Source organism: Streptomyces sp. MUM 203J, assembly GCF_022414595.1.
Classification (GTDB): Bacteria; Actinomycetota; Actinomycetes; order Streptomycetales; family Streptomycetaceae; genus Streptomyces.
Genome location: NZ_JADWYO010000067.1, coordinates 1 through 23707, shown reverse-complemented (window position 1 = coordinate 23707; position 23707 = coordinate 1). Strand labels below are relative to the sequence as shown.

18 protein-coding genes and 1 tRNA gene are annotated in these 23707 nt (G+C 70.2%); 18 read left to right on the top strand and 1 reads right to left on the bottom strand.

Going from position 1 to position 23707, the window contains the following annotated elements; translation table 11 throughout:
- Window positions 1-114: 114 nt before the first annotated feature.
- The 5 genes from I3F58_RS25085 to clpX all read left to right on the top strand — a co-directional run bounded on the left by I3F58_RS25085 (window position 115) and on the right by clpX (window position 4830).
- A tRNA-Pro gene (locus I3F58_RS25085) sits at window positions 115-191 on the top strand.
- 207 nt (window positions 192-398) lie between these two features.
- Window positions 399-1784 carry a trigger factor gene (tig, locus tag I3F58_RS25080; protein WP_240110966.1) on the top strand — a complete coding sequence of 462 codons (1386 nt, stop codon included), beginning with the start codon at window positions 399-401 and terminating at the stop codon, window positions 1782-1784.
- 280 nt (window positions 1785-2064) lie between these two features.
- Complete coding sequence (locus I3F58_RS25075; protein WP_240110976.1) at window positions 2065-2670, top strand: ATP-dependent Clp protease proteolytic subunit; 606 nt, start codon at window positions 2065-2067, stop codon at window positions 2668-2670.
- An 80-nt stretch (window positions 2671-2750) separates the two neighbouring features.
- A complete protein-coding gene (locus tag I3F58_RS25070) occupies window positions 2751-3410 on the top strand; it encodes an ATP-dependent Clp protease proteolytic subunit (RefSeq protein ID WP_240110965.1) in 660 nt (219 codons plus the stop codon).
- Between the two features lie 136 nt (window positions 3411-3546).
- Entirely contained in the window at window positions 3547-4830 is a 1284-nt protein-coding gene (gene clpX, locus I3F58_RS25065) for an ATP-dependent Clp protease ATP-binding subunit ClpX (RefSeq protein WP_240110964.1), read from the top strand.
- Window positions 4831-5191: 361 nt separating this feature from the next.
- Here clpX and I3F58_RS25060 read toward each other — a convergent pair whose 3' ends face one another.
- Window positions 5192-6229: a hypothetical protein gene (locus I3F58_RS25060; protein WP_240110963.1), complete on the bottom strand. Its 1038-nt coding sequence runs from the start codon at window positions 6227-6229 to the stop codon at window positions 5192-5194.
- A 138-nt stretch (window positions 6230-6367) separates the two neighbouring features.
- On the opposite strand from I3F58_RS25060, the gene I3F58_RS25055 reads away from it, so the two are divergent.
- From I3F58_RS25055 to I3F58_RS24995, 13 genes are all read left to right on the top strand, one after another.
- Complete coding sequence (locus I3F58_RS25055) at window positions 6368-8989, top strand: valine--tRNA ligase (protein ID WP_240110962.1); 2622 nt, start codon at window positions 6368-6370, stop codon at window positions 8987-8989.
- A 455-nt stretch (window positions 8990-9444) separates the two neighbouring features.
- Entirely contained in the window at window positions 9445-10971 is a 1527-nt protein-coding gene (locus I3F58_RS25050) for a folylpolyglutamate synthase/dihydrofolate synthase family protein (protein WP_240110961.1), read from the top strand.
- A gap of 8 nt (window positions 10972-10979) precedes the next feature.
- The gene (locus tag I3F58_RS25045) at window positions 10980-11327 is read left to right on the top strand and encodes a DUF4233 domain-containing protein (protein ID WP_240110960.1); all 348 of its coding nucleotides are present in this window, start codon (window positions 10980-10982) and stop codon (window positions 11325-11327) included.
- A gap of 144 nt (window positions 11328-11471) precedes the next feature.
- Window positions 11472-11885 (top strand): nucleoside-diphosphate kinase, encoded by a 414-nt coding sequence (gene ndk, locus I3F58_RS25040; RefSeq protein ID WP_240110959.1) that lies wholly within the window; start codon window positions 11472-11474, stop codon window positions 11883-11885.
- A 281-nt stretch (window positions 11886-12166) separates the two neighbouring features.
- Entirely contained in the window at window positions 12167-13186 is a 1020-nt protein-coding gene (locus I3F58_RS25035) for a rod shape-determining protein (protein ID WP_240110958.1), read from the top strand.
- A gap of 115 nt (window positions 13187-13301) precedes the next feature.
- Window positions 13302-14318, top strand: coding sequence for a rod shape-determining protein MreC (gene mreC / locus I3F58_RS25030; RefSeq protein ID WP_240110957.1), 1017 nt, complete (start codon window positions 13302-13304; stop codon window positions 14316-14318).
- 6 nt (window positions 14319-14324) lie between these two features.
- Window positions 14325-14990, top strand: a complete 666-nt coding sequence (gene mreD, locus I3F58_RS25025) for a rod shape-determining protein MreD (protein WP_240110956.1) — start codon at window positions 14325-14327, stop codon at window positions 14988-14990.
- 79 nt (window positions 14991-15069) lie between these two features.
- Entirely contained in the window at window positions 15070-17268 is a 2199-nt protein-coding gene (gene mrdA / locus I3F58_RS25020; RefSeq protein WP_240110955.1) for a penicillin-binding protein 2, read from the top strand.
- Between the two features lie 9 nt (window positions 17269-17277).
- On the top strand, window positions 17278-18483 hold the full coding sequence (gene rodA, locus I3F58_RS25015; protein WP_240110954.1) for a rod shape-determining protein RodA: 1206 nt from the start codon (window positions 17278-17280) through the stop codon (window positions 18481-18483).
- A gap of 39 nt (window positions 18484-18522) precedes the next feature.
- Window positions 18523-20028: a CYTH and CHAD domain-containing protein gene (locus tag I3F58_RS25010; protein ID WP_240110953.1), complete on the top strand. Its 1506-nt coding sequence runs from the start codon at window positions 18523-18525 to the stop codon at window positions 20026-20028.
- Window positions 20029-20162: 134 nt separating this feature from the next.
- Entirely contained in the window at window positions 20163-22088 is a 1926-nt protein-coding gene (locus I3F58_RS25005; protein ID WP_240110952.1) for a TIGR03960 family B12-binding radical SAM protein, read from the top strand.
- Between the two features lie 362 nt (window positions 22089-22450).
- A complete protein-coding gene (locus tag I3F58_RS25000) occupies window positions 22451-23233 on the top strand; it encodes a TIGR03936 family radical SAM-associated protein (RefSeq protein WP_240110951.1) in 783 nt (260 codons plus the stop codon).
- A 234-nt stretch (window positions 23234-23467) separates the two neighbouring features.
- The coding region (locus I3F58_RS24995) for a hypothetical protein (protein WP_275678912.1) at window positions 23468-23707 on the top strand (240 nt) is incomplete at its 3' end.

Genomic DNA, 23707 nt, shown 5'->3' with positions numbered 1-23707 from the left:
GGGGCGAACGGTGCGGCACGAAGAGCATCGTAGCGGGTCACACCCCCTGGTCGCACACTCCATAAATGGCCGACGCCACATCCGCGGCCATGTACCCTACGTGTCGCACCGAAACGGGGTGTGGCGCAGCTTGGTAGCGCGTCCGCTTTGGGAGCGGAAGGCCGTGGGTTCAAATCCCGCCACCCCGACCATCAGCCGTGTGGCGCTCACGTGTGTCCGGGCTCTCCCGCGCTTCCCGCGGAATCAAGATCACGTTGTGGGGCGCGTCCACCTTGCGGTTACTATGCAAGCTGCGTGCCCGTGTGTCTGTCTGACCGGGCCGCTCCTCTGGGCCGCCAGGCCGCCGAGCGGCGGCGCCCCAGGTGAAAGCCAGAATCAGCCACCAAGGAGACCGAACCGTGAAGAGCGCCGTGGAGACCCTGAACCCGACCCGGGTTCGGCTCACTGTCGAGGTGCCCTTCGAGGAGCTCAAGGACAGCCTCGACGCGGCGTACAAGAAGATCAACCAGCAGGTCACGGTCAAGGGCTTCCGCAAGGGCAAGGTCCCGGCGCGCGTGATCGACCAGCGGTTCGGCCGCGGTGCGGTGCTTGAGGAGGCCGTCAACGACGCGCTGCCCAAGTTCTACACCGAGGCGGTCAACGAGGCCGAGGTGAACCCGCTGGGTCAGCCCGAGGTCGACATCACCGAGCTGAAGGACGGCGAGGTCCTCGCCTTCACGGCCGAGGTCGACATCCGCCCGGCCATCGAGATCCCGGACTTCTCCGGCATCGAGGTCACCGTCGACGCCGTCGAGGTCACCGACGAGGACGTCGAGAAGTCCGTGGAGCAGCTCCGCGAGCGCTTCGCCTCCACCAACCCGGTAGAGCGCGCCGCCGCCGAGGGCGATGTCGTGACCGTCGACCTGGAGGCCAAGGTCGACGGCGAGGTCCTCCCGGACGGTGTCGCCGACGGCGTGCAGTACACCATCGGCTCCGGCGAGCTGCTCGACGGCATCGACGAGGCCGTCACCGGCCTGGAGGCCGGCGGCGAGGCCACCTTCACCTCCACGCTGAAGGGCGGCTCCGCCGAGGGCAAGGACGCCGAGGTCACCGTGAAGGTCACCGCCGTCGCGGCCCGTGAGCTTCCCGAGCTGGACGACGAGTTCGCCCAGCTGGCGAGCGAGTTCGACACCCTCGAGGAGCTGAAGGCGGACAGCCGCAAGCGCCTGGAGAACATGAAGCAGTACGACCAGGCCACCCAGGCCCAGGAGCGCGTCCTGGACGAGCTGCTGAAGCTGACCGAGGTCCCGGTCCCCGAGAAGCTGCTCGAGGACGAGGTCAACACCCGCAAGCACAACCTGGAGAACCACCAGCTCGGCCAGATGGGCCTCACGCTGGACAAGTACCTCGAGCTCCAGGGCAAGACCGCGGAGGAGTTCGACGAGGAGACCCGCGAGCAGGCGGTCAAGGGCATCAAGACCCAGTTCATCCTCGACGAGCTGGTCAACCGGGAGAAGGTCAACGTCAACCAGGAGGAGCTCACCGAGCACCTCATGCGCCGCGCCGCCTCCTCCGGCATGAGCCCCGACCAGTTCGCCCAGGCCGTCGTCCAGGGCAACCAGGTCCCGATGCTCGTCGGCGAGGTCGCCCGCGGCAAGGCCCTGGCCCTGGTCGTCGAGGCCGCCAAGGTCGTCGACACCGACGGCGAGCCGGTCGTCCTGGACGACGACGAGGACGAGGCCACCGAGGGTGCCGAGGCCGCCGCCGACGCGTCCGCCGAGGCCACGGAGAAGACCGAGGCCTGAGCCTCCAGGACCGAGGCCCCGGCCTCGTGCCGACCTTCACCGGCGGGCCCCGGGCGCACAGCGCGCCCGGGGCCCGCCGTCTTACCCCCTCAGGCCCGACCCACCCCGGGCCAACTACCTTGCGCTCCCAGCGAACAGCTCGGGAAGCGGGATGGCGCCCGCCCACCTGCGCGTTAGGGTCCATGAATACGAGGGCAGGGGACTACCCGCCCGCGAAACGCAACATGCTGAGACGGCCGCAGCCGTCAAGAGACGAGCAGGTGGATACGTGACGAATCTGATGCCTTACGCCGCCGGTGAGCCGTCCATCGGTGGTGGCCTCGGCGACCATGTGTACAACCGGCTGCTCGGCGAGCGCATCATCTTCCTCGGCCAGCAGGTGGACGATGAGATCGCCAACAAGATCACCGCGCAGATGCTGCTCCTTGCCGCCGACCCGGACAAGGACATCTACCTGTACATCAACAGCCCCGGCGGCTCGGTGACGGCCGGCATGGCGATCTACGACACCATGCAGTACATCCCGAACGACGTCGTCACGATCGGCATGGGCATGGCCGCCTCCATGGGGCAGTTCCTGCTGACCGGCGGCACCGCCGGAAAGCGCTTCGCGCTGCCGAACACCGACATCCTGATGCACCAGGGCTCCGCCGGCATCGGCGGTACCGCCTCGGACATCAAGATCCAGGCCGAGTACCTCCTCCGTACGAAGAAGCGCATGGCCGAGATCACCGCGCACCACTCCGGCCAGACCGTGGAGACGATCATCCGCGACGGTGACCGCGACCGCTGGTTCACCGCCGAGGAGGCCAAGGAGTACGGCCTTCTCGACGAGATCATCTCGGCCGCCTCGGGCGTTCCGGGCGGTGGCGGCACCGGCGCCTGAGCAGCCGCCCGCACCGCACCCGCACCCGCCCCAGCCCGCAGAACGCCCCAGGTACCAGGCACCAGGATGGTGAACACCCCATGAGCAACTTCTCCGCAAGCGGCCTCTACACCGGCCCGCAGGTGGACAACCGGTACGTCGTCCCGCGCTTCGTCGAGCGCACCTCCCAGGGCGTGCGCGAGTACGACCCGTACGCGAAGCTCTTCGAAGAGCGCGTGATCTTCCTCGGCGTGCAGATCGACGACGCCTCCGCCAACGACGTGATGGCGCAGCTGCTGTGCCTGGAGTCGATGGACCCGGACCGGGACATCTCCATCTACATCAACAGCCCCGGCGGCTCGATGACGGCCCTCACGGCCATCTACGACACGATGCAGTTCGTGAAGCCGGACATCCAGACGGTCTGCATGGGCCAGGCCGCCTCCGCCGCCGCCGTGCTGCTCGCCGCCGGCACCCCCGGCAAGCGCATGGCGCTGCCGAACGCCCGCGTGCTGATCCACCAGCCCTCCGGCGGCACCGGCCGTGAGCAGCTCTCCGACCTGGAGATCGCGGCCAACGAGATCCTGCGCATGCGCACCCAGCTGGAGGAGCTGCTCGCCAGGCACTCCAACAACCCCATCGAGAAGATCCGCGACGACATCGAGCGTGACAAGATCCTCACGGCCGAGGACGCCCTGGCGTACGGCCTGATCGACCAGATCGTCTCGACCCGCAAGAGCACGGCGGCTGCGGCGGCCTGACGCTCGACCTTCCCTTGGCGCGGTGTGAACCGCGCCAAGGGGGGCCCGAACAAGGGGCCCGGCAAGGTACCGTCGGATATGAGGCACCAGGAGCGGGCAGCTGACAAGCCGCTCCCAGGCGAAGGGGAAGCACCTCGTGGCACGCATCGGTGATGGCGGCGATCTGCTCAAGTGCTCGTTCTGCGGCAAGAGCCAGAAGCAGGTGAAGAAGCTCATCGCAGGCCCCGGTGTGTACATCTGCGACGAGTGCATCGACCTCTGCAACGAGATCATCGAGGAGGAACTCGCGGAGACCAGCGAGGTGCGGTGGGAGGAACTCCCCAAGCCCCGCGAGATCTACGAGTTCCTGGAGAGCTACGTCGTCGGCCAGGAGCCGGCGAAGAAGGCGCTCTCGGTCGCGGTGTACAACCACTACAAGCGCGTCCAGGCCGGCGAGAACGGCGGCGCGCAGGGCCGGGACGACGCGATCGAACTCGCCAAGTCCAACATCCTGTTGCTGGGCCCCACCGGCTCCGGCAAGACCCTCCTGGCCCAGACGCTGGCCCGCATGCTGAACGTTCCGTTCGCCATCGCGGACGCGACGGCCCTGACGGAGGCGGGATACGTGGGCGAAGACGTCGAGAACATCCTGCTGAAGCTCATCCAGGCCGCCGACTACGACGTCAAGAAGGCCGAAACCGGGATCATCTACATCGACGAGATCGACAAGGTGGCCCGCAAGAGCGAGAACCCGTCGATCACGCGCGACGTGAGCGGCGAGGGCGTCCAGCAGGCCCTGCTGAAGATCCTGGAAGGCACCACGGCCTCGGTTCCGCCGCAGGGCGGCCGAAAGCACCCCCACCAGGAGTTCATCCAGATCGACACGACGAACGTCCTGTTCATCGTGGGCGGCGCCTTCGCGGGCCTTGAGCGGATCATCGAGTCGAGGGCCGGGGCCAAGGGCATCGGCTTCGGCGCCACCATCCGCTCGAAGAGGGAGATCGAGGCCCGCGACCAGTTCCAGGACGTCATGCCGGAGGACCTGGTGAAGTTCGGGATGATCCCGGAGTTCATCGGCCGCCTCCCGGTCATCACGAGCGTCCACAACCTGGACCGCGAAGCCCTCCTGAAGATCCTCGTCGAACCCCGCAACGCTCTGGTCAAGCAGTACCAGCGCCTCTTCGAACTCGACGGCGTGGAACTGGACTTCGACCGCCCCGCCCTGGAGGCCATCGCGGACCAGGCCATCCTGCGCGGCACGGGAGCGCGCGGCCTGCGCGCGATCATGGAGGAAGTCCTGATGTCCGTGATGTACGAGGTCCCGTCCCGCAAGGACGTGGCCCGCGTCGTCATCACCGAGGACGTCGTCCACAACAACGTCAACCCGACACTGGTCCCGAGGGTCGTGAAGGACCAGGGGCGGCACGAGAAGTCCGCCTGACGGCAGGCCCACACACAGGGGCGCCCGGCCGGTTCGTTCACCGAACCGGCCGGGCGCCCTTCTCGCTGCACTCCAGGGAAGATCCGGCTCGCTCAGGGCTTGCACGCGCTCCTCGCCGCCGACGCCGATGTCGCTCCGCCGGTGTGAAGGTCACGGCGAGCGCAGCTGCTGCGATGCCGGAGATTCGTTTCTTCGTCGCCGATCCCCTGAGTCCGACGGCCTCGGTGATCGTGTGCGCGACGACCTCACCGAACCCTCGGCGGCCGGGCGGTCGGCCGGATGCCGGGGGTTCAGCCTGCGCGCACGGACACCGCAGGGCCCGGTGGGCGCACTCCTGGGGCGCTGGAGCCTGGTGATGTGATCACGCCTTGGAGCGCGAGGCCTTGTAGTGCTCGGCCGTCAGATCGGCCACCTCGTCAAGTGTCCCGGCCTGTCCGGTCAGGGCCTTGGCGGGGTCCATGAGGTTGACGACGCCGTAGGTGCTGTAGTCGGCCCAGATGCAGGTGGGAATCTGGATCTCCTTGGGCCCCTTCTCGATGCTGCCATCACCCTGCGGGTTGTCCAGCTTGACGTACTGGCACTTCATCAGGGCGCCCTCGAACCCCTCGGGGGTCTTCTCCTCGGGACTGCCCACGGGCTCCATCTTGAAGACCCTTTCGCCGGGCTGGGCGCCCGCCGCCTGGTTCTTCCCGACGTTCGCGAAGCCCTTGTCGATGGTCGCCTCCGGGTCCTCGATCTCGCCCCAGATCCCGGTCAGACTCATGCTGCGGCCCGTCAGCGGACTGGACGTGTCCCCTGCCTTGTAGTTGGCCAGGACCATCTGGGGGTCGGCGATTCCGTTGGCGGCCCCGTTGGCCTTCGCCTTCTCGTCCAACGGGACCTGCCGGTCCGGGCCGGACTTCTTGAAGCCGCCGACGGAGTCGGCCGGAGTGATCTTGTAGCCCTTGGTGTCCTCGGCCACCGCGCTGCTGCCTCCGCCCCCGAACACGAACCACGCGCCGACCGCCAGGGCCACCACGCCCGCGGCGATGCCGATGATGAGGCCGGTCTTCTTCTTCGAGGAGCCCGCGGGCGGGACGGGGGCACCCGGGTAGCCGCCCGGGGCCGCGCCGTACGGGTTGGGCTGCTGCGGGGGCTGCCCGTACGGGTTCGGCTGCTGCGGGGGCTGTCCGTACGGGTTCGGCTGGGCCGGAGGCTGCTGCGGGTAGCCGTACCCGGGCTGCCCCTGCGGGGCCTGCGGCGGGTAACCGTAGCCGGGCTGCTGCGGCGGCGGGGCCTGTGGCGGCTGGCCGTACGGGTTCGGCTGGCCTCCCGGCTGGCCGTAGGGCCCCGGCTGCCCGTACGGGCCGGGCTGCTGGGGCTGCTGCCCGCCGTACGGGCCCGGCTGGTTGTAGCTCATTAAGGGGTTCCCCCATCCAGATGCTTACGCGTCGCTCACATAGTGGCCGAACGGCGGCCCCCCAAGGGCGGCGGGGGTCACACCCACACCGAACATTCCCGTTTCAGTACGTGGCTGTGACACCTCTAAACTGGGCCCGTGACCGAGAACACTCAGCAGCAGCCAGCCACCGCCCCCGAACTGCCGACCCAGTACGCGCCGGCCGACGTAGAGGGGCCGCTGTACGAGCGCTGGGTAGAACGCGGTTACTTCGAGGCCGACGCGAACAGCGACAAGCCCCCGTACACCGTCGTCATCCCCCCGCCGAACGTCACCGGCAGCCTCCACCTGGGCCACGCCTTCGAGCACACGCTGATCGACGCGCTCACCCGCCGCAAGCGGATGCAGGGTTACGAGACGCTGTGGCAGCCGGGCATGGACCACGCCGGTATCGCGACCCAGAACGTCGTCGAGCGTGAGCTCGCCAAGGAGGGCAAGTCCCGTCACGACCTGGGCCGCGAAGCGTTCATCGAGCGCGTCTGGAAGTGGAAGAGCGAGTCCGGCGGCCAGATCTCCGGCCAGATGCGGCGCCTCGGTGACGGTGTCGCCTGGTCCCGCGAGCGCTTCACCATGGACGAGGGTCTGTCCCAGGCCGTCCAGACCATCTTCAAGAAGCTCTACGACGACGAGCTGATCTACCGCGCAGAGCGCATCATCAACTGGTGCCCCCGCTGCCTCACCGCGATCTCGGACATCGAGGTCGAGTACCAGGACGACGACGGTGAGCTGGTCTCCATCCGCTACGGCGAGGGTGACGACTCCATCGTCGTCGCGACCACCCGCGCCGAGACGATGCTCGGCGACACGGCCGTCGCCGTCCACCCGGAGGACGAGCGGTACAAGCACCTCGTCGGCCGCGAGATCGAACTCCCGCTCACCGGCCGCCGCATCCCGGTCGTCGCGGACGAGCACGTCGACCCCGAGTTCGGTACCGGCGCCGTCAAGGTGACACCCGCGCACGACCCGAACGACTTCGAGATCGGCCAGCGCCACGGCCTGCCCAGCCTCGCCGTCATGGACGAGCGCGCCGTCATCACCGCACACGGCCCGTTCCTCGGCCAGGACAGGCTGGAGGCCCGCAGCGCCATCGTCGGCGCCCTGCGCGCCGAGGGCCGGATCGTGGCGGAGAAGCGCCCGTACACGCACTCCGTCGGCCACTGCTCCCGCTGCAAGACCACCATCGAGCCGCGGCTGTCCATGCAGTGGTGGGTCAAGGTCGGCCCCCTCGCGAAGGCCGCGGGCGACGCGGTCCGTGACGGCCGGGTCGCCATTCACCCGCAGGAGATGGAGAAGCGGTACTTCGACTGGGTCGACAACCTCCACGACTGGTGCATCTCGCGCCAGCTGTGGTGGGGTCACCGCATCCCCGTCTGGTACGGCCCGAACGGCGAGGTGGTCTGCGTCGGCCCCGACGAGGAGCCGCCCACCGGCGAGGGCTGGCACCAGGAGACCGACGTCCTCGACACCTGGTTCTCCAGTGGCCTGTGGCCCTTCTCCACCCTCGGCTGGCCCGAGCAGACCGCCAGTCTCGCGAAGTTCTATCCGAACGCCGTCCTGGTCACCGGCTACGACATCCTCTTCTTCTGGGTCGCCCGGATGATGATGTTCGGCCTGTACGCGATGGACGGCACCCCGCCGTTCCACACCATCGCCCTGCACGGCATGGTCCGCGACCAGTTCGGCAAGAAGATGTCGAAGTCCTTCGGCAACGCGGTCAACCCGCTGGACTGGATGGACAAGTACGGCTCCGACGCGCTCCGCTTCACCCTGGCGCGCGGTGCCAATCCGGGCGTCGACGTCCCGATCGGTGAGGACTGGGTCCAGGGTTCCCGCAACTTCGCCAACAAGATCTGGAACGCGACGCGGTTCGCGCTGATGAACGGCGCGACCGTCGAGGGACCGCTGCCGGACGCCACGCGGATGTCCGCCACCGACCGGTGGATCCTGTCCCGGCTGAACTCGGTGGTCGCGGAGGTCGACGCGTACTACGACGACTTCCAGTTCGCGAAGCTGTCCGAGACCCTCTTCCACTTCGCGTGGGACGAGGTCTTCGACTGGTACGTCGAGCTGTCGAAGACCACGTTCATGGGCGGCGGGGAGGCCGCGAAGGTCTCCGCCCGGGTCCTGGGCGAGGTGCTCGACGTCACCCTGCGGCTCCTGCACCCCGTCGTCCCCTTCGTCACCGACACCCTGTGGACCACGCTCACCGGCGGCGAGTCCCTCGTCGTGGCCGACTGGCCGAAGGACAGCGGCTTCCGCGACGAGCAGGCCGAGCGGGAGATCGAGCTGGTCCAGCAGGTCGTCACCGAGGTCCGCCGGTTCCGCTCCGACCAGGGCCTCCAGCCCGGCCAGAAGGTCCCGGCCCGACTGGAGCTGGCCGGCACGTCCCTGACGCCGCACGAGCCGGCCATCCGCCAGCTGCTGCGCCTCCAGCCGGAGGGCGAGGGCTTCCACGCCACGGCGTCCCTGCCGGTGGCCGGCGCGACGGTCGCGCTGGACCTGTCGGGGGCGATCGACGTGGAGGCGGAGCGGAAGCGGCTGACGAAGGACCTGTCGGCGGCCGAGAAGGAGATCGCTGCGGCCCGGGCGAAGCTCGGGAACGAGGCGTTCCTGGCGAAGGCGCCGGAGCACGTGGTGGACAAGATCCGGACCCGCCTGACGAAGGCGGAGGCGGACGTCACGCGCATCCAGTCCCAGCTGGCGGCCCTGCCCCAGTCCTGACACCCGCGGTCCCCATGGGCGGTTCGCCGCCCGTGGGGACCGGGCCGGGGCACGTGCTGTCCGGGCCCGGCACGGCCGGTTCCACCGTGCCCAGCCTCCCCGAGCTCTCATCCTCGTCCGGGCAGGGAACCCCATGGCCCCCGGCGGAACGCATGCCCACAGCGGGGCGCGTGCGCCCCGGCCCCGTCGGCGTGCAGCCGCCAGAGGCGGGAGGGGGCGCGGAGGGGGCCGACCTCGCAGCGGTGGCGGCGATTGCCCGCCATGGGCGCGGGACCCGGGTGAGCCGTCGTGAGAGGCGAGCCCCCGGAGTGACCCCGACTGCCCACCGGCGGGAGGCGGGGCAGCCCGAACAGCGGGGCAGCCCGCACATGACGGGGACCGCCCACGGAGGGTGCGCCGCGCGTGGCCGGTACGCGGCGGCAGGAGACGGGGCGCGGCTCCGTAGACTGGGGCGTGTGAGTGAGCAGCCTCCGTTCAGCGACCCCGGTGACCAGCCTGACGGCGACGGGTTCGACGACATCGTCGACGAAGAGACCAGCAGAGACCCCGACCTCGCGGTCATCGAGGCCGGCAGCCGTACCCTCCGCACCCAGGCGGGCCCCCCGCAGGGCGACCCGGTGCCGACCCGGCCCGCCGACCCGGCCGTGGACCAGGCGCTGCGCGAGGTCGAGGCGGAGCTGGCCACCCGGTGGGGCGAGACCAAGCTGGAGCCCTCCGTGCAGCGCATCGCGGCGCTCATGGACGTCCTGGGCGAGCCCCAGCGGGCATACCCCTCCATCCACCTCACCGGCACCAACGGCAAGACCTCCACGGCCCGCATGATCGAGGCGCTGCTCGGCGCGTTCGAGCTGCGCACCGGCCGCTACACCTCGCCGCACGTGCAGACCATCACCGAGCGGATCAGCCTCGACGGCGCCCCGATCAGCGCCGAGCGGTTCATCGAGACGTATCAGGACATCAAGCCGTACGTGGAGATGGTGGACGCCGCACAGGAGTACCGGCTGTCCTTCTTCGAGGTCATGACCGGCATGGCGTACGCCGCCTTCGCCGACGCCCCGGTCGACGTGGCCGTCGTCGAGGTCGGCATGGGCGGCAGCTGGGACGCGACCAACGTCATCGACGGGTCCGTCGCCGTCATCACCCCGATCTCCCTCGACCACACCGACCGGCTCGGCGACACCCCCGCCGCCATCGCCGAGGAGAAGGCCGGAGTCATCAAGGAGGGCGCCACCGTCATCCTGGCCCAGCAGCCGGTCGACGCGGCGCAGGTGCTGCTGAAGAAGGCGGTCGGGGCCGACGCGACCGTGGCCCGCGAGGGCATGGAGTTCGGCGTCGTGTCACGCGAGGTGGCCGTCGGCGGACAGCTGCTGACGCTGCGCGGGCTCGGAGGGGAGTACGAGGAGGTCTTCCTCCCCCTGTACGGCGCCCACCAGGCGCACAACGCGGCAGTGGCGCTCGCGGCGGTGGAGGCCTTCTTCGGGATCGGTGCGCAGCAGGCCCGGCTGCTGGATGTGGACACGGTGCGGCAGGCCTTCGCGAGCGTCGCGTCCCCGGGCCGCCTGGAGGTCGTGCGGAGCAGCCCCACCGTCGTGCTGGACGCCGCGCACAACCCTGCGGGCGCGCGGGCCGCCGCGGAGGGCGTGCAGGAGGCGTTCGGGTTCTCCCGGCTGATCGGTGTGGTCGGCGCGAGCGGCGACAAGGACGTCAGGGGTCTGCTGGAGGCGTTCGAGCCGATCTTCGCGGAGGTCGTCGTCACCGCGAACTCCACGCAGCGCGCGATGGACCCCGACGTGCTGGCGGCCGTCGCCGTGGAGGTCTTCGGGGAGGACCGGGTCGTGGTCGAGCCCCGGCTCGACGAGGCGCTGGACGCGGCGATCACCCTCGCGGAGGAAGAGGGCGAGTACGGTGGCGCCGGAGTGCTGGTGACCGGTTCGGTGATCACGGTCGGGGAGGCCCGACTGCTGCTGCGTGGAAAGGGCTGAGGACTCGGATGCGTACGCTCTGCTCCTCGACACTGATCGGTGAGTTCTTCGTGGTCGGCTTCGCCGGGCTGGTCGCGATGAAGGACGACGGCCTGTCCACGGGGACGGTGTGGACGGTGTGCGGCATCGCGATGCTGCTGTCGGTCCTGCTGTGCGGCATGGTCACCCGCCCGGGCGGCGTGCAGCTCGGCTGGGCGTTCCAGGTGGCGCTGATCGCCAGCGGCTTCGTCGTACCGATGATGTTCTTCCTGGGAGCCGTCTTCGCGGGCCTGTGGTGGGCGTCGGTCCACTACGGCCGAAAGGTCGACGAGGCGAAGGCCCGCTGGGCCGAGCAGGCGGAGGCGCCCGCCGCGTAGCCGACGCAGACGCGGCGCCTCTGAGCAAGGCGCCACGCGGGTTCGGCACCAGGCCTTCACAGGAGGTGGGTGCCGCCCCGCCCGTCACACCGGGTAACCTCAGGCGGAACCGCACACCTCCCGGCCTGCAAGGAGCCGTTCACCATGACCCAGCGCACTCTCGTCCTGCTCAAGCCGGACGCCGTCCGTCGCGGCCTGATCGGCGAGATCATCGGCCGCATCGAGCGCAAGGCCGACTGGAGTATCACCGCGCTGGAGATGCGCCACCTCGACCAGGACACCCTGGAGCAGCACTACGGCGAGCACAAGGGCAAGCCGTTCTACGAGCCCCTCATGACCTTCATGGCCTCCGGCCCGGTCGTCGCCCTCGTCGTCGAGGGTGAGCGGGTCATCGAGGGTCTCCGGCAGCTTGCCGGGCCGACCGACCCGATCGCCGCCGCCCCCGGTTCCATCCGCGGCGACTACGGCACGATCGTCCGCGAGAACCTGATCCACGCCTCGGACTCGGAGGAGTCCGCCATTCGGGAACTGAAGATTTTCTTCCCCGCCATTTCCTGACCTCGCGTCAGCCATACAGCGCTGTCGACCTGGGGCGACCGATGGAATTTCGGTCGCCCCCGGGCATATGGCGAGGGTGACCGGGAACGCATCGGTCCGACACCTCGTCACCTATACAGAGGCGGACCACCGCGCCGTGTTCGCATCAGCGGCACTACGATGGAATCCTCCGCTCCACACTGATTCCACACGATCCGGCGCGCCGTCCTGAGAAGCCGTCAACGCTCCATCGGCTCTATTGGGAAGGCCCGGCGCTCCTCATGGGAAACAAGGGGAACTCAATGTCGTTCATCGGCCGTGACATGGCTGTCGACCTCGGGACCGCCAACACGCTGGTGTACGTCAGGGGCCGCGGCATCGTCCTCAACGAGCCGTCGGTCGTCGCCATCAACACCAACACCGGTGGCATCCTGGCGGTCGGCGCCGAAGCGAAGAAAATGATCGGCCGCACTCCCGGCAACATCGTCGCCGTCCGGCCGTTGAAGGACGGTGTGATCGCGGACTTCGAGATCACCGAGCGGATGCTCCGCTATTTCATCCTGAAGATCCACAAGCGGCGCTATCTGGCCCGCCCGCGGGTCGTCGTCTGTGTGCCCTCGGGTATCACAGGCGTCGAGCGCCGTGCGGTCATCGAGGCGTCCACACAGGCCGGTGCCCGGCAGGTGCACATCATCGAGGAGCCGATGGCCGCCGCGATCGGCTCCGGCCTCCCGGTCCACGAGGCCACCGGCAACATGGTCGTGGACATCGGCGGCGGCACCACCGAGGTCGCCGTTATCTCGCTCGGCGGAATCGTCACGGCACAGTCCATCCGGGTGGCGGGCGACGAGCTGGACAACGCGATCATCCAGCACATCAAGAAGGAGTACAGCCTCCTCCTCGGTGAGCGCACCGCCGAACAGATCAAGATCACCATCGGGTCCGCGTTCGACCTCGGAGAGGACGAGCACACCGAGATCCGCGGCCGTGATCTGGTCTCCGGCCTCCCCAAGACCGTCGTCATCTCCGCCACCGAGGTCCGCAAGGCCATCGAGGAGCCCGTCAACGCGATCGTCGACGCCGTGAAGACCACCCTCGACAAGTGCCCGCCGGAGCTGTCCGGCGACGTGATGGACCGCGGGATCGTGCTCACCGGCGGCGGCGCCCTCCTCCGGGGGCTCGACGAGCGGCTGCGGCGCGAGACCGGGATGCCGATCCACATCGCGGAGGACCCGCTGGACTCCGTCGCGCTCGGCTCCGGCAAGTGCGTCGAGGAGTTCGAGGCCCTCCAGCAGGTGCTCGACGCGCAGCCGCGCAGGTGACACGTCCACGATCAGCCGTACGGGTGCCGCTGCCGCCCGTACGGCTGATCGTTGGTTCATCGCCGGCTGGTATAACGGCACACACATTCCTACGAGGAAGGCACGGCCGCCCCACGTGAGGGACACGAAAGAGAGCCGGCTGCTACTGGCGCTGCTGGTGGCCATCGCGTTCGCGCTGATCACGGTGGACCTCCGGGGCGGTGAGCAGTCCCCGGTGGACGGAGCCCGGCGGATCGCCGCCACCGTGTTCGGCCCGGTCGAGAACGGCGTCGCCTCCGCCGTCGACCCGGTCGGCAACGCGATCGCGGCCGTACGGGACTCCGGTGAGCGCCACAGCCGCATCGCGCAGCTGGAGCGGGAGAACGCCGACCTGAAGGCGAGGCTCGGCAGCGACGACCGCAACCGCAGCCGTGTCAGGGAACTCGACGACCTGCTGAAGAAGGCGGGCGCCGGACAGTACGGCATCAAGGCGGCCGAGGTCATCGCCATAGGAGCCGCGCAGAGCTTCTCCTGGACCATCACCATCGACGCCGGGAGCAACGACGGCATCGCGCGCGACATGACGGTCATCAACGGCGACGGGCTCGTCGGCCGTGTCACCACCGTCGGCCCCACCACCGCCACCGTCCTCCTCGCCAACGACCCCGACTTCACCGTCGGTACGCGGATAGAGCGCAGCAACGAGCTGGGCTTCGCCACCGGCCAGGGCGCCCGCCCGCTGTCCGTCCAGCTGCTCAACGGCAAGGCCAAGGTCAAGCCCGGCGACCGGCTCGTCACCTTCGGCTCCCAGGCCGACAAGCCGTTCGTGCCCGGGGTCCCCGTCGGGGAGGTGATCCGCGTCGACCCGTCGAGCGGCGATCTGACCCGGCGGCTCTTCGTCCGCCCGTACGCCGCGTTCAGCAGGCTCGACATCGTGGGTGTCGTCGTCCAGGCACCCCGCACCGACCCCCGCGACACGGTCCTGCCCGCCAAGCCCAAGCCCACACCCGTACCGACCGTCACCGTCACGGTCACCCCGGGCCCGGACGGCCTGCTGCCCCAGGGCGAACAGGACATCCCGGCGAACGCCCAGCGGGAACCCGAACCCGGGCTCACCGGACGGCCCGACGAGCAGGACCAGGAGCAGGAGTAGAGACCCATGCGCTTCAACCGGATTCTGCTCGCCGGCACCCTCGTCGTCGTCGCCCTCGTCCTCCAGGTCTCCGTCCTGGCCCGGCTCCACCTCCCCGGCGCCGTCCCCGACCTCCTGCTGCTGACCGTCCTCGGTCTGGCCTTCGTGTACGGGCACGTCAGCGGCGCCCTGATCGGCTTCGGCGCCGGACTGCTCGCGGACCTCGCCCCGCCCGCCGACCACGCCGTCGGCCGCTACGCCCTCGTGCTGTGCGTCATCGGCTACATCGCCGGACTCACCAAGCCGGAGAACGGCCAGCTCCGCTCCGCCGCCGGGCCCATGGCCATGGTGGTCGCCGCCGCGGTCGGCTCCACCCTCCTGTACGCGGGCGTGGGCGCCCTCGTCGGGGACACCGGCGCCCGGCACGTCGGCCTCACCTCGCTGATCCTCACCGCGGTCGTGTACGACCTGCTGCTCGCGCCCTTCACCGTGCCGCTCGTCATGGCGCTGGCCCGCCGGGCCGACAGCGACCCGCTGGCCGAGTCCACCGGCGGCGGCAGCGACGTGTCGTCCGGCTGGAACGGCGGCGGTACCGGTCTGCGCGTCGGCGGCCAGCGCGGCGGACTGCGCGCCCGCGCCGCCCGCAGCCGGGCCGCCCGGGCGGCCCGCATCAGGGGGGTCAAGCGCCTGTGAGCAGCCACGTGGGCGGTGGCCCCCGCCCCCGGAGCCGTACAGACCGGAGCCGTACACGCCGCGCAGGGGAGGCGCCGTCGTGAGCAACATTCCCGAGACCGGGCGCACCCCCCGTGTGCAGATCCGGCTCATCGTCATCCAGGTGCTCGTCTTCTCCCTCCTGTTCACCCTCCTCGGCCGCCTCTGGTACCTCCAGATCCGCAACGGCGAGGAGTACACCGACGAGGCCAGGAACAACCACGTCCAGCGGGTCGTCCAGCCCGCCGTGCGCGGCTCCATCCTCGACGCCCGCGGGGTGCCCCTCGCGGACAACGAGACCAGGCTCGTCGTCTCCGCCTCCCGCACCGAGCTGATGCGGATGAAGGACCGGGGCAAGGAGGTCCTCACCCGCCTCGCCGGTGTCCTCGGCATGGCCCCCAAGGAGGTCATGGACAAGGTCCGGCTCTGCGACTCCAAGACGCCGCAGCCCTGCTGGAACGGCTCCCCGTACCAGCCGATCCCGATCACCGACGAGGCCACCACCCAGCAGGCCCTCCAGATCCGGGAGCGTGCCGAGGACTTCCCCGGCATCACCGCGGAGCCCACCGCCGTGCGCCGCTACCCCGCACCGGGCAAGGCCCGCACGGCGCAGGTCCTCGGCTATCTCTCCCCGGTGACGGACGAGGAGATCGAGAAGGCCAAGGACACCGACTCGCCGTTCCTCCGCTCCGACCAGGTGGGGCGTTCCGGTCTGGAGCGCACCTACGACAAGTACCTGCGGGGCAAGGCCGGGGTCACCCGCTACGAGGTCGACAACCTCGGACGGGTCCTCGGTGAGGCCGAGAGCAGCCCGGCCGTGCCCGGTTCCAGCGTCGTCACCAGCATCGACGCCCGGGTACAGGCGGTGGCCGAGTACGAGCTGCACCAGGCGATGGAAACGGTCCGGAAGCAGACCGACCGGGTCACCGGCCGCCCGTACGAGGCGGACGCGGGCGCCGTCGTCGTCATGGAGTCCAAGACCGGCCGGGTCGTCGCGATGGCCTCCCAGCCCGACTACGACCCCAACGCCTGGGTGGGCGGCATCTCCGCCAAGGAGTACGCCCGGATGACCGGCCAGGGCTCCAACTACCCGCTGCTCAACCGGGCCATCCAGGGCCAGTCACCGGCCGGTTCGGTCTTCAAGGTGGTGTCCGCGAGCGCCGCCGTACGGGCGGGCTACGACTTCAACGACAGGTACAACTGCAGCGCCTCCTACAGCCTCGGCAGCCGCAGTTTCGCGAACTTCGAGTCCAAGGGGCACGGCCCCATCACCCTCGGGGACGCCCTCAAGTACTCCTGCAACACCGTCTTCTACCGCCTCGGCCACCAGGAGTGGCAGCGCGACGGCGGCCTCAAGCCGAAGAAGAACGCCCACGACTGGTTCTACCGCACGGCCCGCGACTTCGGCTTCGGCTCGGAGACGGGCATCGACCTGCCGAACGAGGTCAGCGGCCGGATCCCGGACCGCGAGTGGAAGCAGAGGTTCTGGGAGGCCAACAAGGACTCCTGGTGCAAGCAGGGCAAGAAGGGCGGCAGCTACGTCGAGCAGATCGCCTACGAGAACTGTCTCGAAGGCAACCAGCTGAAGGCCTTCGACAGCATCAACTTCGCGATCGGGCAGGGCGACGTCCTCATCACTCCCATCCAGCTGGCCACCGCCTACTCCGCCATCAACAACGGCGGCACCCTCTACGAACCCACCATCGGCAAGGCCGTGATCAGCCCCGACGGCAAGAACGTCGAGGAGATCACGCCCAAGGTCCACGGCAAGCTGCCGGTCGACGCCGAGACCCTCAAGGACCTCGACAAGGGCCTGCGCTCCGTCGTCGAACCCGGCGGCACCGCAGCCTGGCGGTTCACCTCGGTCGGCTGGCCCAACGACAAGATCCCGATGCGGGCCAAGACCGGCACTGCGCAGGTCTACGGCAAGCAGACCACGTCGTGGTTCGCGACCTACACCGACGACTACACGATCGTCATGACGATCTCCCAGGGCGGCACCGGCTCCGGCGCCTCCGGCCCCGCCGTGCGCAACATCTACGACGCCATCTACGGTCTCGACGACAACGGCAACCAGGACCTGAAGCGGGCCCTGCTGCCCAAGCCCCAGAAGGCCCTGCCGAGGATCCAGCCCGACGGCTCCATCGACGCGCCGACGGTCAAGCCGTACGACCCCGACTCGCAGAAGCCCCAGGACACGGACAGCGGGACGGACGGCGGACGACCCGGCGTCGCCGGCCCGCCGGTGTGGAGGGACTGAGCCACCGCCATGCCAGGAAAGAACGCGACCTTCTCCGTATCCCGCTACACCCCCGAACCCGGTGGGCTGTGGGCGAAGCTGACCGCCCGCGACTCGATGGTCCGCCGCCTCGACTGGCCGCTGCTGTTCTCGGCGCTGGCCCTGTCCCTGCTCGGCGCGCTGCTCGTGTGGTCCGCCACCCGGGGCCGTACCGCGCTCACCCAGGGCGACCCGTACTCCTTCTTCTTCAAGCACCTCCTCAACACCGGTATCGGCTTCGCACTGATGATCGCCACCATCTGGCTCGGTCATCGCACCCTGCGCGGAGCCGTCCCGGTCCTCTACGGCATCTCCGTCGTGCTCGTGATACTGGTGCTGACCCCGCTGGGCGCCACCATCAACGGTGCTCACGCGTGGATCGTGCTGGGCGGCGGCTTCTCGCTCCAGCCCTCCGAGTTCACCAAGGTCACGATCATCCTCGGCATGGCGATGATGCTCGCCGCGCGGGTCGACGCGGGGGACCAGCTCCACCCGGACCACAGGACCGTCGCCAAGTCCCTGGTCCTCGCCGCTCTCCCGATGGCCATCGTCATGCTGATGCCGGACCTCGGCTCGGTGATGGTCATGATCGTCATCGTGCTGGGCGTGCTGCTCGCCTCCGGCGCGTCCAACCGCTGGATCCTCGGCCTCATCTCCACGGGCGTGATCGGAGCCGTACTCGTCGCCGTGCTCGGGCTGCTCGACGAGTACCAGATCAACCGGTTCGCCGCGTTCGCCAACCCGGACCTGGACCCGTCCGGTGTCGGCTACAACACCAACCAGGCACGTATCGCCATCGGCTCCGGCGGGCTCTACGGATCCGGGCTGTTCAACGGCCACCAGACGACGGGCCAGTTCGTGCCCGAGCAGCAGACGGACTTCATCTTCACGGTGGCGGGCGAGGAGCTGGGCTTCGTCGGCGCGGGCGGGATCATCCTGCTGCTGGGCGTCGTCATGTGGCGGGCCTGCCGCATCGCCCGCGAGACGACGGAGCTGTACGGGACGATCGTCGCGGCCGGGATCATCGCCTGGTTCGCTTTCCAGTCGTTCGAGAACATCGGCATGACCCTGGGCATCATGCCGGTCGCGGGTCTGCCCCTGCCCTTCGTCTCGTACGGAGGCTCGTCGATGTTCGCGGTGTGGGTGGCCATCGGCCTGCTCCAGTCGATCCGGGTGCAGCGGCCGATAACGGCGTAGCCCCATGTCCCGCGGAGGATTCTGCATTACGTTCGATTCATGGCGGAGACGAAGCGCGAGATCGAGCGGAAGTACGAAGCCACCACCGGCACCCGTGTGCCGGACCTCACGAAGGTGCGCGGTGTGTCGCGCGTCCGCGACGCGGGCCGCGCCGAGCTGGACGCCGTCTACTACGACACCCCCGACCTCCGGCTCGCCGCGCACTCCCTCACCCTGCGCCGCCGCACCGGCGGTGACGACGCGGGCTGGCACCTGAAGCTCCCGGTCGCGCCCGGGGTACGGGACGAGATCCGCGCCCCGCTCGGTGACGAGGTCCCGAGCGGGCTGGCGGGCCTCGTCCGGGCCCGTACCCGGGGCGGCGGCCTCGTCCCCGTCGTACGGGTCCGGTCCTCGCGCCACGTCCACCACCTGGTCGACGAGGACGGCGCGGTCCTGGCGGAGCTGAGCACCGACACCGTCCACACCGAACGCCTCACGGAGGGCGGCGGCACCGCCGACTGGGCCGAGATCGAGATCGAACTCGCGGACGGGGGAGACCCGGCCCTGCTGGACGCCGTCGACAAGCGCTTCCGCAAGGCGGGCATCCACCCGGCCGCCGCCCCCTCCAAGCTGGCCAGAGCCCTGGAGGAGACCGGTACCGCCCCACCGGCCCGCCCCGGGCCGCCCGCACGGGACACGGCCGGCGGCCACGTCCTCGGCCACCTGCGGGCCCAGGCCGACGCCCTGCTCGACTACGACGCCGCCGTGCGCCGCGACCAGCCCGACTCCGTCCACCAGATGCGCGTCGCCACCCGGCGCATGCGCAGCGCCTTCCGCAGCTACGGCCGTGTCCTGGACCGGACGGTGACCGATCCGGTCGGCGAGGAGCTGCGGTGGCTGGCCGCGGAGCTGGGCGTGGACCGTGACCAGGAGGTGCTCACCGAGCGGCTGCGGGCCGCCCTCGAAGCGCTTCCGCGCCCGCTGCTCCAGGGCCCGGTGCGGGGCCGGCTGCGCCGCTGGTCGGGTGCCCGCCGCTCCGGCTCCCGGGGCCGGACGCTGAAGGTCCTGGACAGTGCGCGCTATCTGGCCCTCCTGGACCGGCTGGAGGCCCTGCTGGCGGATCCGCCGCTGCGCGGCGCGGCGGCGAAGGACCCGGGCGGGGTGCTGGCCGAGGCGGTCCTGAAGGACCACGCGCGCGTGGCGTCCCGGGTGGAGCACGCCCTGTCGCTGGAACCGGGCCGGGAACGGGACCTCGCGCTGCACGACGCGCGGAAGGCGGCGAAGCGGGCCCGGTACGCGGCGGAGCTGGCCCGGCCCGCGCTGGGCAGGCCCGCGAAACGTCTGGCCAGGTCGTTGAAGCGGGTCCAGGACGTGCTGGGAGACCACCAGGACGGCGTCGTCGCCCGCGAGGCCCTGAAGGACCTGGCCCAGCAGGCCCACGCGGCGGGCGAGCCGAGCTTCACGTGGGGTGTGCTCTACGCGCGCGAGGAGACCGCCGCCGCCGACCGCGAACGCGAGCTGCCGGAGGCGTGGGCGGGGGTGTCGGTGAAGGGCCTGGAGACGTGACCGGGCGGGCGCTCGTCGGCACCGGCGCGTGCCTTCCCCCTGTACGCCGGGCGTGCGGTTCGCCGTGCCGGGGGCGACTCGTGAGCGGGTTACGCTAGAGAGTCGCCCCTGCCAGACGATGAAGGTTCTCCTCCATGCCTGCCGAGTCCGTCTTCCCACAGCTCGAAGCCCTGCTCCCGCATGTGCAGAAGCCGATCCAGTACGTCGGCGGTGAGCTGAACTCCACCGTCAAGGAGTGGGACTCCTGCGACGTCCGCTGGGCGCTCATGTACCCCGACGCGTACGAGGTCGGTCTGCCCAACCAGGGCGTCATGATCCTCTACGAGGTACTGAACGAGCGTGAGGGCGTCCTCGCCGAGCGCACGTACAGCGTGTGGCCCGACCTCGAGGAACTGATGCGCGAGCACGGCGTGCCGCAGTTCACGGTGGACTCGCACCGCCCGCTGAAGGCCTTCGACGTGTTCGGCCTCAGCTTCTCCACGGAGCTGGGCTACACCAACATGCTCACCGCCCTGGACCTCGCGGGCATCCCGCTGGAGGCCCGCGAGCGCACGATCGACGATCCGATCGTGCTGGCCGGCGGCCACGCCGCCTTCAACCCCGAGCCCATCGCGGACTTCATCGACTGCGCGGTCATCGGCGACGGCGAGCAGGCGGTGCTGGAGATCACCGAGATCATCCGCGCCTGGAAGGCCGAGGGCCGCCCGGGGGGCCGTGAGGAGCTGCTGTTCCGGCTCGCCCGCACCGGCGGGGTGTACGTCCCCGGCTTCTACGACGTCGAGTACCTGCCCGACGGGCGGATCGGCCGTGTCGTACCGAACCGTTCCGGTGTCCCGTGGCGTGTGTCCAAGCACACCGTCATGGACCTCGACGAGTGGCCGTACCCGAAGCAGCCGCTGGTCCCGCTCGCGGAGACCGTCCACGAGCGGATGTCCGTCGAGATCTTCCGCGGCTGCACCCGCGGCTGCCGTTTCTGCCAGGCCGGCATGATCACGCGCCCCGTGCGGGAGCGAAGCATCACCGGCATCGGCGAGATGGTCGACAAGGGTCTGGCGGCCACCGGCTTCGAGGAGGTCGGCCTGCTCTCCCTCTCCTCCGCCGACCACTCCGAGATCGGTGACATCGCGAAGGGCCTCGCGGACCGGTACGAGGAAGACAAGATCGGCCTCTCCCTCCCCTCCACGCGCGTGGACGCGTTCAACGTCGACCTCGCCAACGAGCTGACCCGCAACGGACGCCGCTCCGGTCTCACCTTCGCCCCCGAAGGCGGCTCCGAGCGCATGCGCAAGGTCATCAACAAGATGGTCTCGGAGGAGGACCTGATCCGCACCGTCGCCACCGCGTACGGCAACGGCTGGCGCCAGGTGAAGCTGTACTTCATGTGCGGTCTCCCGACCGAGACGGACGAGGACGTGCTGCAGATCGCGGACATGGCGATGAACGTGATCGCCAAGGGCCGCGAGGTGTCCAGGTCCAACGACATCCGCTGCACCGTCTCCATCGGCGGTTTCGTGCCCAAGCCGCACACCCCCTTCCAGTGGGCCCCGCAGCTCTCCGCCGAGGAGACCGACGCACGCCTGGAGAAGCTCCGCGACAAGATCCGCGGCGACAAGAAGTACGGCCGCTCCATCGGCTTCCGCTACCACGACGGCAAGCCCGGGATCGTCGAGGGCCTGCTCTCGCGCGGCGACCGCCGGATCGGCGCCGTCATCCGGGCCGTGTACGAGGACGGCGGCCGGTTCGACGGCTGGCGTGAGCACTTCTCGTACGACCGCTGGATGCAGTGCGCCGAGAAGACCCTGCCCGAGTACGGCGTGGACGTCGACTGGTACACCACCCGCGAGCGCACCTACGAGGAGGTCCTGCCCTGGGACCACCTGGACTCGGGCCTCGACAAGGACTGGCTCTGGGAGGACTGGCAGGACGCCCTCGACGAGACCGAGGTCGAGGACTGCCGCTGGACCCCGTGCTTCGACTGCGGTGTCTGCCCGCAGATGCAGACCGAGATCCAGATCGGCCCGACGGGCAAGAAGCTGCTGCCGCTGAGCGTCGTCAAGTAGCCGAGCCGCGGCACCGACAAGCCCCTCACCCCGGATGGTGAGGGGCTTGTCCGTCGGAGTCCCTGGTGGCCGCGCACGTCTCGGTGCGCCCGGCGATCAGCGCGGAGCGCCATACCGGGCGGCCGGGGCGCCGGAGGCTGTGGATAACCCGTTCGGTGTGGCGCGTACCCTGGGGGTAGGACTGATTCCGGTGTGGTGCCCGCCCCGTAGGTCTCCCCGCCGCAGACGCGGGGGTGATCCGGGAGGGTCCCCGGGACCGTCCGCCCGCATCCGGTGGGCGGAGCGCCACCGCGCCCGCCCCGCACCGAGGAGAAGAACCACTGGGCAAGCGACAGCCCGAAGGCCCGCCGCCCGCACCGGCGGTGCAGCGCATCCGACTGCGCTACACCAAGCGCGGCCGCCTCCGGTTCACCAGTCACCGAGACTTCCAGCGCGCGTTCGAGCGCGCGCTTCGCCGCGCCGGGGTGCCGATGGCGTACTCGGCCGGCTTCACGCCCCACCCGAAGGTGTCGTACGCCAACGCCGCCCCGACCGGTACCGGCTCCGAGGCCGAGTACCTGGAGATCGCGCTCACCGCGCCCCGCGACCCCGGCATGCTGAGGGAACTGCTCGACGGGTCCCTGCCGGACGGGCTCGACATCGTCGACGCCGTGGAGGCCCGCACGTCCGGCCTTGCCGACCGGCTGACCGCCTCCGTATGGGAGCTGCGGCTCGACGGGGTCGACGCGGCCGAGGCGGAACGGGCCGTCGCGGCGTTCCTGGCCGCCGACGCGGTCGAGGTGCAGCGCAGGACGAAGAACGGGATGCGGACCTTCGACGCCCGGGCCGCCGTGGCCGGGCTGGAGGTCGTTTCCCCGCCTGCCGATAGGCCCGCGGACGGGCCCTGTGCGATACTGCGGCTGGTTGTTCGGCACGTGACACCTGCCGTACGGCCCGACGACGTCCTGTCCGGTCTCCGCGCTGTGGCCGACCTGGCGCCGCCCGTCCCCGCAGCGGTGACGCGGCTGGCGCAGGGGCTCTTCGACGAGGAGTCCGGCACGGTGACCGACCCGCTCGCGCCCGACCGCGAGGCAGTCACGGCCGCACCATCCATGGCCGCCGGAACGACTGTCGCGACGGCGCCCGAAGGTGCAGGTTCCGCGTAGGACCGGTCGTCGAAGCGCGGCCCTCGTACTCGGGAGCCATCTGGGTCGGGCCGCGTACAGACACAGGAGACTTTCGCCAGGCCGTGCGCAGTAAGGCGTACGGAACCGGCGAGCCAGACATACAGCTCCCGTGCGGCGCCCGCGCCCCGGACGGCGGCCACCGCGCACCGCGCGACGCGGCCCCGGACCGGACCACGACGCGGCGCCCGGGAGCGTGACGGGAGAACCGCCCGCATGCTTGAGTCGAACGAGACCGGCACCGCCGGTATCAACGAGAACAACGACAGCCCCAGCGACACGCTGCCTCCGCGCCGTCGTCGCCGTGTGGCCTCGCGTCCCGCCGGCCCGCCGGTCGCGGCAGCCGCGACCGGATCGGAGGGCGTCGTGAGCGCCGTGGCCGAGGCCGCCGATCCGGCGCCGGGAAGCGCCGCCGAGGGCACCCCGGCCCGGCCGCGCCGCCGCGCCACCCGCAAG